Below are 13678 nucleotides of genomic sequence, written 5' to 3'. Positions count from 1 at the left end.
GAACAGGAGTAGTCTTCCTGTTCTTTTTTGTTAATTTTAAAAGAGGTAACGTATTATATAAAAATAAAAGTGGAAAAATTTAATGGTTTCAGCCGATCTATTAGAACTTATAAACACACTAGCCCAGCACGAAGGTGTAACGCTTGAAGATGTGGAAAAAGTACGGAAACAAAAAAGCGGAACAACGCGGTGGTTTTCAGGAGCGAATCTTTTTAGTTGAGGTACATGATGACTAAAGTCCAGCTTAACCTCTAAAGCATATATTGGCTTGAAATCGTCCAACTATTTCACAAGGTGTTGTAAAATGGATATATTACACACGAGAAAGCACAAGATTCAATAGGGAGGCTTCCAAATGCACATGGATAAAGGAGGAAATTTACAATTAACCAGCCAGGCTCTTCAGATAATGAATAACGGAATCGCAGTTACAAACCAAGATGGAACAATCACATTCAGCAATCCATCATTCTGCAGCATGTTAAACAAAACGGAAAATGAAATAACAGGTAAACACATATCAACAATCATTCCTAATCGTAAACAACTAGTAGTGAATCAAAATGATAGTTTGCATCAGTACGAAAGCAAAATCGGCAACCAAGTGTTCATCGTGAATGAATCTCCTATTTATCAAGGCGGGAAAGAAGACGGATCGATTGTCATTCTAGAAAATAAGGGGAAAAGCATATCGTCTTTGGAAAGTGCTATTAGCCGATATGAAAATGCTTTGAATTTACTGTCTGAATGTATTATAGGGGTGAATGAGAAAGGAATTATCAATTTTTTTAGTGGTGCTTATGCGCAATTTTTGGGGATTGATGATCCGAAGGAAGCGATTGGGAAGCATTGTACGGAGGTTGTTGAGAATACGCGGATGCATGTTATTGTGAAGACGGGACAGGTGGAAATTGGGCATATTCAGCGCGTGAATAATCAGAATGTTATTGCAAATCGTATTCCTATTATGAAGGAAGGACGGGTTATTGGTGCGATTGGTAAAATCATGTTTCATGATATCCAGCAGTTTAAAGCTTTGGCGGATCAGATTCGCGAAATGGAATCGAAGTTATCATACTATCAAACTGAGTTGAAGCGGCTGCAGGAAGGACGGTTTTCGTTTCAAAGTATTGTAGGTGAGAGTGCGAAAATGGAAGAAGTGAAAATGATGGCTTTGAAGGTTTCGAAAAGCCGTTCTACGGTTTTGATAAGAGGAGAGAGCGGAACGGGAAAGGAGCTTTTTGCTAATGCGGTTCATCATGCGAGTCCGCGTGCTGATGGGGCATTCATTCGGTTGAATTGTGCTGCGATTCCGAGGGATCTTTTAGAAGCTGAATTGTTTGGGTATGAGGAAGGAGCTTTTACCGGAGCGAAGAAGGGCGGTAAGCCTGGAAAGATTGAGCTGGCTCATAAGGGAACGTTGTTTTTAGATGAGATCGGCGATATGTCTTTGGACATGCAGGTGAAGTTGCTTCGGGTGCTGCAAGAGAAAGAGATTGAAAGAATTGGCGGCACGAAAATTCAAAAGATTGATGTCCGTTTTATTGCGGCAACGCATCGAAATCTCCGTGAAATGGTGCAAAGAGGGGATTTTAGAGAGGATTTATATTATAGGTTACATGTGTTTGCGATTGATATTCCTCCGCTACGAGAGCGAAAGGAAGATATGGTACACTTAACGGAATTTTTAATTCGGAAATTGAATGAGGAGCTTGGGAGTAGCGTTCTTTCGTTAGACGACAGGGTAAGGGACATTTTTATGGAGCATAATTGGCCAGGGAATATTCGGGAGCTAGAGAATGTGCTGGAGAGAGCGATGAATGTTGTGGAAGGAACGGTTATTCACGTGCATCATCTTCCTGTTTATTTACGGCAAAGTAATTTGGAAGAAGTGTTGGAGTGTGAGGGATATCAAGGGGAGAACGAGATAAGCTATTCACTGCAGGAGGAAGTGGAATCCGCTGAGAAAAGGGTGATTGCGAGAGCTCTGGAAAAGACAGCCGGAAATAGAAAAGAGGCAGCGGATCTTTTGGGAATTCATCGAGCCAGTTTATATCGAAAAATAGAAAGATACGGAATCGGATAAAGTGAAACTATAATCAGTGGGGGTGTCCATCCCCCACTGATTATTAGTTGAACCAATCGGGCTTTTACGGGCAGTTGATCTCCGGCCTAACTTCTTCGCTTCAGCTGAATTTTGAGGTAGGAGTCTTACTGCCCGTTAATGCGGGGTGAAGGGCGAATAGGCCCTTTTTTTATTTGTCGCGTTTTTGCGACGCTTTCTTATATATGCGACATGGTTGTTATCATTTGTAGCATAAATGCGACATGCGAAGGTGGATATGTAAGAGAGGTTGGGGGCTTGTCCTTGAAGGAATAAGGAAATGGGGAATGAGTCGATTTTTGGCATAACTCTTGCTATGTAAATGAAAAGAATGTTAATAGGAAGGGGATGGAATCTAGTGCTGGAGAATCAGAGTTTGCCGCATTTTCTTATGAAAAGTATCGACAAGTCGCCTAATAAGGTGTATTTACAATTTGAAGAACAAAGGGTTACGTATGAGGAGCTGTATCACCGAATTACAAGGGCCGCAGCGGGATTTAGTGAACTCGGTATTCAAAAAGGTGACAAAGTTTGTATTATGCTTCATAACAACCCTGAATATCTGGATGTATGGTTTGCTTTATCTTTTATGGGAGCAATTGCGGTACCTCTTAATGTGCATTTAAAGGGAGAAGGTCTGCAGTATATTGTTTCCCACTCTGATTGTAAGCTCATGATCGTTGATAAAGAATTTGTTCCTCAAATTGCTTCTTGTTTGCCATTTATAAAAAGGGAAATTGGGATTGTTGTCTATGGCAATAATGAAAACGTAATCACTATGGGTGATGGTAAAGAACGGCCAGTAATTGGATTGAAAGATGTATTGCATACAAATTATCACTATCTTCCAAATGAATCTGTTTCCTCCTCTTCTATCAACAGTATCCTTTACACCTCTGGAACGACTGGATTACCGAAAGGGGTCATGTTAAGTCATTCTGCTTATGTCAATTCTGCAAAGTCATTCGCTACCTATATGGTCGGCGCGAATTCACAAGATATTTTATTTACAGCGCTGCCACTATTTCATATTAACGCTCAAGCTCATACAGTACTCGGTGCTATTTCTTCTAATGCGACGGTTGCTCTTGGAAAGAGGTTTAGTGCTTCACGTTTTTGGGATGAAATTCGGGGGCATGGTGCAACGATTTTCAATTCTTTAGGGTCTATGATTCCGATTCTTTGTAAGCAACCGGAAAAGGAAACTGATTATGAAAATCCAGCAAGGGTTACGGCTTGTGCCGCTACGCCTAAGGAATTTTGGAAGCCGTTTGAGGAGAGATTTGGCGTTCGGATTGTGGAAGGTTACGGATTAACGGAAACGACAGGATTTTGTGTAACGAATCCATTGAACGCGAATAAACCACCTTCTATCGGAAAACCGTATTCCTACGTCGAGACGAAGGTTGTGAATGAGGAAGGAAATGAAGTCCGGACTGGTGAAACCGGAGAGATTTTCATTCGTGCTTTACAAGGACAAACATTCATGGAAGGCTACTATAAAATGCCTGATAAAACAGAAGAAGCGATGGAAGGAGGATGGTTCCATACAGGAGACCGTGGTTATCAAGACGAGGAAGGCTACTTATATTTTTGCGATCGAATCAAGCAGTGTATTAGGAGGCGTGGAGAAAATATCTCTTCTTGGGAAATTGAGAAGGTTGTGAATAATCATCCGAAAGTGCTTGAATCAGCAGCTATCGGTGTCCCGTCTGAAATAGGAGAAGAGGATGTTAAATTGTATGTGATTGTAAAGCAAGGAGAAATGCTGTCTCATGAAGAGATTATCGATTGGTGTCAAGAGCGCATGGCTTATTTTATGGTGCCGCGATACGTTCAGTTCAAAGAGTCTTTCCCAAAAACTGCGACGGAACGGATTCAGAAGTTTAGGTTGCAGGAAGAAGGAATCGGTGCTGCTTGGGATCGTGAGCAGGCGGGATACGTTATTAAAAGAACGAGTTGAGAGGCCTTATTACATATGAGAAAGAAGGGATTGCATTGGAAAATAAGCGAGTTGTTTCATGGTCCAAAGAAAAAGGAATCGCGACTATTATCATTGATAACCCTCCTGTGAATGTACTGAGCTACGCGGTGATTGAGCAATTGACGACAGCTGTTGATGAAATTGAACGGGATGATGAAGTCATTGTTGTGCTTCTAACTGGTGCTGGAGAAAAAGCTTTCGTTGCTGGAGGGGACATTAAGTCATTTCCGGAATGGATTGGAAAAGGAAGTGAATATGCAGAGGAAAAATCATTGTGGCTCCAGAACCCATTAAATAAGTTAGAAAGCTTGCCGAAGCCTGTCATCGCTGCGATTAATGGATTAGCGCTTGGGGGCGGGTGTGAGTTAGCTCTATCATGTGATTTACGGATTATCGAAGAGCAGGCCAAAATTGGGCTTCCGGAAGTGACGCTAGGTTTGTTTCCGGGCGCAGGAGGAACGCAGCGTTTGCCTCGTTTAATCGGAACTGCGAGGGCAAAAGAAATGATGTTTACTGGTGAACCGCTCGGTGCTGAAGAGGCCCTGCAAATTGGTTTGGTGAATCATGTTGTTCCGCGCGGCGAATCGCTAAATAAGGCAAAGGAACTGGCTGCGAAGATGGCTCGATTTTCTCTTCCTGCTTTATCGTTGATGAAGCAGTCTATTAATAAAGGATTATCTTATTCTCTTGAGGAAGGGCTAAAAATAGAGGCTGAAAATTTTGGGCATGTCTTTCAAACGAGTGATGTAAAAGAGGGAGTGGGTGCTTTTATAGAAAAGAGAGTACCGCTTTTTCAGCATAAATAAAAAGAATACGATGTCTGCCTTTGGTAGGCATCGTAATATAAAAAATTTGGGGAGAATTGAGGGGGGATTAAGGTTATGGATTTATTGATTGTATTGTTATCGCTTGGATTGCTTATATTTGTTGCTTACCGGGGATTCTCGGTCATTTTATTCGCTCCGTTATGTGCTTTGCTGGCTGTGTTTTTGACTGATCCAGCGCTCGTTTTACCGTTCTTCTCTAATGTCTTCATGGCGAAGATGGTCGGATTCATAAAATTATATTTTCCTGTGTTTTTACTTGGAGCGATATTCGGTAAAGTAGTTGAAATCACTGGAATCGCAGAAAAAATCGCGAAGATTATCATTCGTTTTATAGGTGTGAAAAGAGCTATTCTTTCCATCGTGTTAATGGGAGCGATTCTTACATACAGCGGCGTCAGTTTATTTGTCGCAGTATTTGCGATTTATCCATTTGCGGCGCAATTATTTCGAGAAGCGGATATTCCGAAACGTCTCATTCCAGCGACAATCGCATTTAGTGCATTTACGTTTTCGATGGATTCTCTTCCTGGATCACCTCAAATTCAAAATGTGATTCCAACTACGTTTTTTAAAACAGACATTTATGCAGCGCCGACATTAGGAATTATTGGAGCGTTATTCATTTTTACATGCGGCATGCTGTATTTGGAACGGTGTAGGAAGAAGGCGGCTGCCAAGGGTGAAGGTTATTTTGGAAAAGGTGATGCCGCTTCTGAGATGGCTGCAACGGCTAACGCGCAAGCGGCACCAACGCCGATTGTTTCAGGTGATACGATTCCAGCTAGTTACTGGATAGCTTTTCTACCGCTTGTACTAGTTGGAGTGATGAATAAAGTTTTTACAGAATTTATCCCCGTTTGGTATACGAAAGGATTTGATTTTGCATCGATTGGTTTGAAGGAGTACGGAACGATTGATATGGCGCAAGTCGTCGGGATTTGGTCAGTGGAAATCGCACTTCTTATCGGTATATTGAGCGCTATATTATTAAACTTCCAAGCGGTAAAAGAACATTTTCAATCGATTACAAGCGTGGGCGTAAGTGGTTCAATCTTAGCTGCGATGAACACGGCAGCTGAGTATGGATTCGGTGCCGTTATCGCGGCTTTACCTGGCTTTGTTATGATCCAAAATTATTTGACGGGGACATTTTCAAACCCTTTAATCAACGGAGCGGTTATGACGAATATATTGTGCGGGCTAACAGGGTCAGGCTCGGGCGGAATGAGTATTACATTAGGCTTAATGGCCGACAAATATATTCAAGCAGCAGCGGATTTTGGGATTCCATTAGAGGTATTGCACCGCGTTATCGCAATGGCAGCAGGAGGTATGGATACACTTCCTCATAACGGAGCCGTTATCACTTTACTTGCAGTGACAGGGTTAACGCACCGGGAAGCGTATAAAGAGATTTTTGGTATTACGTTAATTAAGACGGCTGCGGTTTTCTTCGTTGTTGGCGTGTATTTAATGTTTTCGATTGTATAAGTTTGTAAAGCCATCATTTTATAGAATGATGGCTTGTTTGTGTGGAAATTTCATTTTACAGAATGAAAAACAGGTATATCAATAATTGTCATAGAAAGGTATACGAATGTAAATATGTTTATACGTTCGTCAATTTTACTAGAAGTAGAGGAGAAGAAAATGAACCACTTTTTTGTAGAGTGTAATGGTTATAAAGTAAGTGTCTGTGAATGGGGAGATAAAAATAGTCCTCAAATCATTTGCTTTCATGGTTTAGGGGGGACAAAATTAAGTTTTATAGAAATAGCGGAACGATTAAAAGATAAGTATCATATTGTATCGTTTGATTTACCTGGACATGGGAAGACATCAAGTTTCGAGAAAGATGAAGACTATGGTGCGTCTCATTTAACGAATTGGGTAGTGGCATTACTTGAGAAGATTGGAAGAGAAACATTTCATATAGTAGCACATTCATGGGGCGCAAGTGTTGCACTTCATTACGCAGCGGAACGCCCTGAAAAGGTTCGTAAAATGGTTCTTTTAGATGGCGGTTATCATCATGGCGAGATGAATGCAAATTATTTTGCGAAGCTATATAAAGATGCAGAAGAAGGAGAGTGTCCACCGCGATCATTAGAAGAAGAAATTACCCATTACGAAAAAGATTTTGATGAATATATCTTTGATAGTAAAGAACAATTTATCCAATCAGAAAAAAAGGCATACAGTAGATGGTCACCGCTTATAGAACGTGCTGTTTATGACTTAATGCGGGAGGAAGACGGGAAAGTAAGATGGCATGCTACTGGTGATACTGCTAGAGGTGTAGTGAAATTTCAGTATACAGTTTATAAGACATTGAAGTTGCACAAGGTTAAGAGTGACATACTCCTGTTGTATTGTGACCTTCCTCATGATTATTTGAAAATAAGAGAATTGCAAGTTGCTGAGTTTAAGAAACATATCGATATAACGGCTAAATTGTATAGAGAAACCGGGCATTTAATGCACTGGGATCGACCGAATGAAGTTGCTGAAGAAGTAATGAATTGGCTGGGGTAATGGGAGTGAAGTACGGTATTCGATATTGAAACCGTACTTTTTTTGTGCCCGGCAGGCGAAAGTTTCATTTTCCCTCTGGTTTGGGAATTTAAATTATGTTTTGCTGCCCATTATTTTGACGCTTAATGCTAAAAAGACAATACCTATTATTTTCATTACGATGTTACCTATGTCTCCAAGACTATTAACTGTTAAACCAATTAAAAGAGCTCCTAATAGACAGAGAAATATACCAAATAACATTTTCAATATATGTAGCACCAACTTCTTTATCATATTTTGAGATTGTATGATTCACTTTGTTAATTGGATATTTTTTACTGATATCCTTCTTTGGGGAGAGGTTTTTGCAAAGGTTTCATTAAATAAAGATTTACCAACAAGAGAGTTAGTAAAGAGATTGTTTGATCTTTCCCCAACAATAGGCTATGGAGATTCACAATATATAGAGCTTATTAATAAAACTAGATGACAGTTGGAAGCGGGAACAGAAAGTTTTTAAGCCAATCATTAAAGTTGTTATTCCCTTTATTTAGAATTAGACTGAACGATTTGCTTACAGCATGTTTACTTCACTGAAAAGGAAAATTTTGTATGATATAATAGAATTAAACTGAAAATATTGGAGAAATTCAAATGCCAACTTACAACAAACTAGTACGTGACCGCATTCCGGAAATTATCGAAAATAACGGGAAAACAGTGACGACTAGAATTTTAGATGAAAAAGAATACATAGAAGAAGTAAGTAAGTAAGTAAGAAAACACAAGAAGAATTATTGGAGTATTTAGAGGCTGAGAGTAAAGAACATAAAGTTGAAGAACTAGCGGATCTATTAGAACTTGTAAATGCACTGGCGCAGTATGAGGGAGTAACGCTAGAGGACGTTGAGAACGTACGTAAACAAAAAGCTGAAAAACGAGGTGGTTTTCGGGAACGAATCTTTTTAGTTGAGGTACATGAAGTATAATTTTTATCCTGATACTAGCGTTTGTTGTGGGATAGTGCTGGGAAGCTTTCTTATCTGAAAGCTCATGTATTGAATGTACTCTGTAAAGTTTTAATTATAATCAATCTACTATAAATCATAAGAGGTGAAGGAGCATGGCTGAAGTAGCATTAGCACAAAATATTGATTCCAAAACAGTGTTTAGTTGGAAGCTTAAAGAATTTATTGAAAAGGGAAAAGAAATAGATTTTGATAGCCTATTTCCGACGAAAAATAAATTCAATAATAAAAATAATAACTTTTTTATCCTAGTTGCTGCTGCTTTACCATTGATAAAAAAGGGTGAAATTTTGAAGTTTGAATCAGTAGTTAATGAAACGAAAGCAGCCTTTGGACTTGATAACAGAGAACCTTTTTCGAGTTTGCCCAAGGCTGAAACTAGTGGTTCCTTTTTAAAAGGCTTTAAACTCATTATGGGGAGAAGCAAGGATGGAAAAGAATTAAAGTCATCTGAGGTTGGAGAGAGTAAGGATTATAAATGGGAGGATATAGAGTTTAATCATGAAAAATTTGATAATAACAAAGTCTTCCAATATATATATGATCATATCAATTCATCTCTTGATATAACTCTCGCAGAACTGATTACTAAACTAAAAGAAGACAAATTTGTAACACAAGAGTTTCGTAATCATCTAGATGAAATCGATGGGAATGTTACTGAGGAAAGTGTTGTAAAGGGTAAAGAAGTTCAGTTAGGTTCAACTGAAACAATATTAGAAGACATGATAACGAACGGTGTTAAACAAGTGATTTTAACTGGGCCTCCTGGAACGGGCAAGACATATGCAGCGTTAGCTATCGCTAAAAGGAACGATGAAAGGATTCGTGGGGGAAATTCGATAGATGACGATAAATTCTATGAATTTGTCCAATTTCACCCGTCATATGATTATTCGGACTTCCTAGAAGGGATTCGTCCCATTCCGTCACCACAGCAGGAAGGACCAATCGGTTTTGCAAAGGTAGAAGGTGTTTTCAAAGCCTTTTGTCGTAAGGTTGCATTACAAAACAAAAAGGTAGATGAGTATAATAAAGACCTTGAGGAAAAGGGATCCGATAAGAAAGAATATAATCCATATTATTTTATTATAGACGAGATTAATAGAGCTGATCTTTCGAAAGTTTTTGGGGAGCTACTATTTGCCTTAGAAGCAGACAAACGTGATGAACCATTTAAGTTGCAGTATGATTCATTACCAGTTCATGGTGTAGAGGCAAATGATGTGTTTGCAGATGGATTCTATGTACCTCAGAATGTCATTATCATTGGGACAATGAATGATATTGATCGATCAGTAGAGAGTATGGATTTTGCGTTACGTCGTCGATTTATGTGGTTACCAGTGGATGTAACAAAAGAAAGTTTAGAGGAGGCATTTTATTCGGGACGTTTCTTTGGTGATAATTTGGGAATGGTTCAGACTGTTACGGAACAGGTTGGGAAATTAAATAGCTACATAGGGAATGAAGGGGAGGAATATTTGCTAAACGAAAATTATTATATTAGCCAAGGATACTTTTCTAATTTACCCGAGCCAATCAAAAGTGGGAATGTTGAAAGTTTATTGCAATATGTTTGGGAGTATCGCTTGCGCTCTATTATTACAGAATATGTGCGAGGCAATATAGGAGCGGAGCAATTTATTAAGTCTGCTAGAGATAAGTTTCTAACACTATCAAACTTGAATGAGCCGAGTGATGAAGATGTACTTTCATGATTACCAAAGGGTCTCTGATGTGGAAGAAGTTTCACTTTTACAACGTGTTCAGCAGAATATTCGTGAAGGAAAGGCGAGGATTACTGTCCTAGGAGATGGGATGAAAGTCTCAGAAGAAGAGTCCGTACCGCTTATTGGGAAATATATTGGCAGGGATTATTATACACAACAATATATTGGTGTTTTGTTCGATCATCAAACTGGGATGAGAATTACTTTTGGCTCTCGCTTTGATAAAAATGATGGGAATAAAAGTTTTTTAAGCTATATGCTAAAAAAAGTATTTGGTTCAAAGGCATTCATTTTTGAAAGTATGCAGGTGAGTGCGAGCCGAGATAAAGCTTTTGAACAGATGTTGTTATTTATTTTTGTTTATCTTCTTGAGAAGGCGATGAAAAAAGGGACATTCAAGCAGTATATGAACTTTGATTTTTACGATAGTAACATTAAAGGAACGATTAATTTTAATGTTTATATGAAACAAATTATGATGCAGGATGGCCGATTACCTTATCATGTGCGGGAACGTAGTGCGATGAATCCAGTGAATATAGGGATTCTAACAGCTTATGATGTATTAAAAAGTAAGAATCCAACTTTTGTACAGCAAATGTTTAAAAAGAATCCGCTTCTTTCACGCTTTATCGCACAGATAAAGGGAGAGTTGCTGAACTATAGGAGTATAGATAAAAAACAACTATTAAAGCAACTCACAAAATCTATTAGGCACCCGTATTTTATAGAGATTGAGAGTTTGCGGAAAGTATGTATCGAGATTATTCGTCATTCAGGTTCAGACATGTTTCAAGAGGAAAATCAAATGATTACAGGTTTGTTGATCGATGTCAATAAGCTGTGGGAGTATTTTTTAGAGCACACGGTTTTTGCTGAGATGAAAAAGATGGTTGCGTCTTATGAGGTTTCAGCGCAGGATAGTTATCAAATTTTATATGAACTTAAGGACTTTGATATGAAAATTAAACCGGATTTTGTTTTGTCACGCAATAAACAAAATCAAGCAGTCTTTGATGCAAAGCACCGTCCAGCTTGGTCTAAGAAAGATACAAGTGCAGTAAAGAAGGATGTTTATCAAATCTCTATGTATATGTCTGCGCTAAATGTTAGCATTGGTGGTGTAATTTATCCAACCACTAAAAATGGTGATGTTGTGGCAAGCTCGCCAATATCAGAAAAATGGATGGATGGGCAATTTTATTTAATACCTTACAATATACCTGAATCTGGTGATTTAGAAGTTTTGTTAGACAATCAAAATGAAGAGTTAGCGAACGATATTATAAATATATTGGCTAAAGTGGAAGAGGACCCATCTGCATAGAAGAGTCACAGTGAATTGAATCAGGAATAGAGTGGCTGTCGAAGATATATCTAACCTTTAATGATGTTATAACAATTGTTTTACTACAATGACATATCTACAACGTAACATAACAAAGAGAATCATTTAGTATGATTCTCTTTGTTAGTTTGAAATAAAGTTGCGAATCTTTACCCTTTTAGACATTTATATCTGAAGGGGTGATTTTATGACTAAAGGAAAAAGAGCATCTGAATAAAAGGTGGATTAAGGAATTATTGAGTGGAATAGAATTGTTCCGTTATAGGTCCATATTCTGGAATAAGTAATTGTGTAAATAATTGAATTTTGGGGTAATTATCATTAAGGAAACAGGAGTTAAATAAAAGAAGTAATAAAAATATGACTTACAAGGGGAAGAGTTATGAAGCATAAAATATCAGAAAGATTATTTAGAATAGAGTGCGGAGATATCTATCTCCAAGAGTTTTCCATTAAAGATGCAGATAGTATATACAGAATTTCAAATCAACCCGAAATATTTAATTTCTTGCCAGACTGGAAATCAACAAAAGAACAAAGGGTAGATTGGGTTACCAATTATGAAATACCAGCAAACAAAGAATTTCTTGCTGCCGCTATAAATACATCAAACATAGATGGTCATTTTTTAAAATTAGGAGTATTTATTAAGGAAACGGATGAATTTATTGGTTGGTGCTGTACAGGTATGAAAGATGAGTTACCTTCACCGAATAGAGAAATTATGTATGCCATTTCAAGTGAATATCAAAAGAAAGGATACGCTACTAAAGCGTCTAAAGGATTGATTAACTATTTGTTTACAAATACGAATTTAGATGTCATTAACGCAATAGCTTTAATTAACAACGTTTCATCAAATAAAGTTATTGGAAAATGTGGATTTACTTATCTAGGTCAACAGACGATAGAAAACGAATTATATAATCACTATATGTTGAATAAATCAGAGTGGATAGAAAATCATTAAAAGAAAATGTTGTTGTTCCAGAAAAAGGCGTTTTAATTGAGCAAGAATCAAAAAAATCATCAAACTTTTTTATAAAAGGATGATTCAATTGAATATAGAAAAAACGTGTTTTGATCAATCTTTTTTCAAAGCACGCTTTTTCTATTTGCTCTTTTATCAAGGTTTATTAAGTTAATTTAATCAAACTTTATTCCAAGGCTACATCTGATGTAATATAATCATTAAATTTTCTAGAACTATCTTAGAAATACACCAAAACCAACAGATAGTCTTTGCAAATGAAATTGTATCAGTAACATCGTTGAAAAAAATTCATAAGGAGCAAAAACAACTAAAAGGAAGAAGTAGAGACAATTATCCAATTAAGTGGTCGATGCTAACCTCGATAAAATAAATAGCTTCCTTATGCAGAATGAGTTTCTTTTTTTACTACTTTTTATATTGAACGGCATAAATATATTTAGATGTTAAAATATATTGTTTATTGATATAGACTAATTCATGTTTTGAATTGTAAACATGTTGCGTTACTTCTAATATAGGCGTCCCTACTGAACAATTTAACAATTCAGCAATTTCTTTCGTTGAAAAGATAATTTGAAAATAATCTTCGAAAATTTGTAATTTAGTGTGTAGTTCTCTTTCTAATTGCTCTAAAAGAGAATCTTGTAAATTTGTTAAAAAAGCATAGTTGGTTGGTAAATAATCAACTTCTAAAATGCAAGGTGTTTCATCTACTTTTCGCACTCTTTTTATTAAAAGTATTTCGTTCTTTCTATCTTTCAGTTCAGCAAAAAGTTCATTATGTACCGCTTCATTGTGAAAAGCAATGATTTCTGTTGAAGGAATTCTGCCCATTTTTTTACATGTTTCAGTAAAACTTCCACCGGTTAGGACATTTTCTGTGTGAACAACATTATTTACGAATGTCCCTTTTCCTCGTTTTTTAATCAAAATATCTTGATCCACAAGTTTTTGTAGCACGCTCCTTACAGTTACGCGACTAACATTATATGTTTTTCCTAGTTGTGTTTCAGAAGGAATCTTTTCTCCAGGTTTATATTCACCCTCTTGAATTTTTTTTTGAAGAATTGCATAAAGTTGCTCTTGTAAAGTGAGAGCATTCAATTGATTTAAGTTTTCCATTCCAATTCCCACCTTGATTTC

At 37.4% G+C, this 13678-nt stretch carries 9 protein-coding genes and 3 pseudogenes; 11 read left to right on the top strand and 1 reads right to left on the bottom strand.

Features of this window, described 5'->3' with window-relative positions; translation table 11 throughout:
* Nucleotides 1-91: 91 nt before the first annotated feature.
* The 11 genes and pseudogenes from CN373_RS10765 to CN373_RS10710 all read left to right on the top strand — a co-directional run.
* Nucleotides 92-236 (top strand): annotated as a pseudogene (locus CN373_RS10765) (nucleoside triphosphate pyrophosphohydrolase); the annotation flags it as partial.
* Between the two features lie 119 nt (nucleotides 237-355).
* Nucleotides 356-2086 (top strand): sigma 54-interacting transcriptional regulator, encoded by a 1731-nt coding sequence (locus CN373_RS10760; RefSeq protein WP_098359287.1) that lies wholly within the window; start codon nucleotides 356-358, stop codon nucleotides 2084-2086.
* Between the two features lie 376 nt (nucleotides 2087-2462).
* On the top strand, nucleotides 2463-4067 hold the full coding sequence (locus CN373_RS10750) for an ATP-dependent acyl-CoA ligase (protein ID WP_098359286.1): 1605 nt from the start codon (nucleotides 2463-2465) through the stop codon (nucleotides 4065-4067).
* A gap of 35 nt (nucleotides 4068-4102) precedes the next feature.
* Entirely contained in the window at nucleotides 4103-4894 is a 792-nt protein-coding gene (locus tag CN373_RS10745; protein WP_098359348.1) for an enoyl-CoA hydratase, read from the top strand.
* A gap of 75 nt (nucleotides 4895-4969) precedes the next feature.
* On the top strand, nucleotides 4970-6406 hold the full coding sequence (locus CN373_RS10740; protein ID WP_098359285.1) for a GntP family permease: 1437 nt from the start codon (nucleotides 4970-4972) through the stop codon (nucleotides 6404-6406).
* Between the two features lie 159 nt (nucleotides 6407-6565).
* The gene (locus CN373_RS10735; protein WP_098359284.1) at nucleotides 6566-7450 is read left to right on the top strand and encodes an alpha/beta fold hydrolase; all 885 of its coding nucleotides are present in this window, start codon (nucleotides 6566-6568) and stop codon (nucleotides 7448-7450) included.
* 355 nt (nucleotides 7451-7805) lie between these two features.
* A pseudogene (locus CN373_RS10730) lies at nucleotides 7806-7922 on the top strand (AraC family transcriptional regulator); the annotation flags it as partial.
* A 164-nt stretch (nucleotides 7923-8086) separates the two neighbouring features.
* A pseudogene (locus CN373_RS25705) lies at nucleotides 8087-8421 on the top strand (nucleoside triphosphate pyrophosphohydrolase).
* Nucleotides 8422-8555: 134 nt separating this feature from the next.
* The gene (locus tag CN373_RS10720) at nucleotides 8556-10181 is read left to right on the top strand and encodes an McrB family protein (RefSeq protein WP_098359283.1); all 1626 of its coding nucleotides are present in this window, start codon (nucleotides 8556-8558) and stop codon (nucleotides 10179-10181) included.
* A 19-nt stretch (nucleotides 10182-10200) separates the two neighbouring features.
* Nucleotides 10201-11520 carry a 5-methylcytosine restriction system specificity protein McrC gene (locus tag CN373_RS10715; protein WP_165771890.1) on the top strand — a complete coding sequence of 440 codons (1320 nt, stop codon included), beginning with the start codon at nucleotides 10201-10203 and terminating at the stop codon, nucleotides 11518-11520.
* Between the two features lie 403 nt (nucleotides 11521-11923).
* Entirely contained in the window at nucleotides 11924-12511 is a 588-nt protein-coding gene (locus CN373_RS10710) for a GNAT family N-acetyltransferase (protein WP_098359281.1), read from the top strand.
* 429 nt (nucleotides 12512-12940) lie between these two features.
* On the opposite strand, the gene CN373_RS10705 is transcribed toward CN373_RS10710, so the two are convergent.
* Entirely contained in the window at nucleotides 12941-13657 is a 717-nt protein-coding gene (locus CN373_RS10705) for a GntR family transcriptional regulator (RefSeq protein WP_098359280.1), read from the bottom strand.
* Nucleotides 13658-13678: the final 21 nt, after the last annotated feature.

This window comes from Bacillus cereus (genome assembly GCF_002561295.1).
Taxonomy (GTDB): Bacteria; Bacillota; Bacilli; order Bacillales; family Bacillaceae_G; genus Bacillus_A; species Bacillus_A cereus_S.
This window is presented reverse-complemented; position numbering and strand designations above follow the sequence as displayed.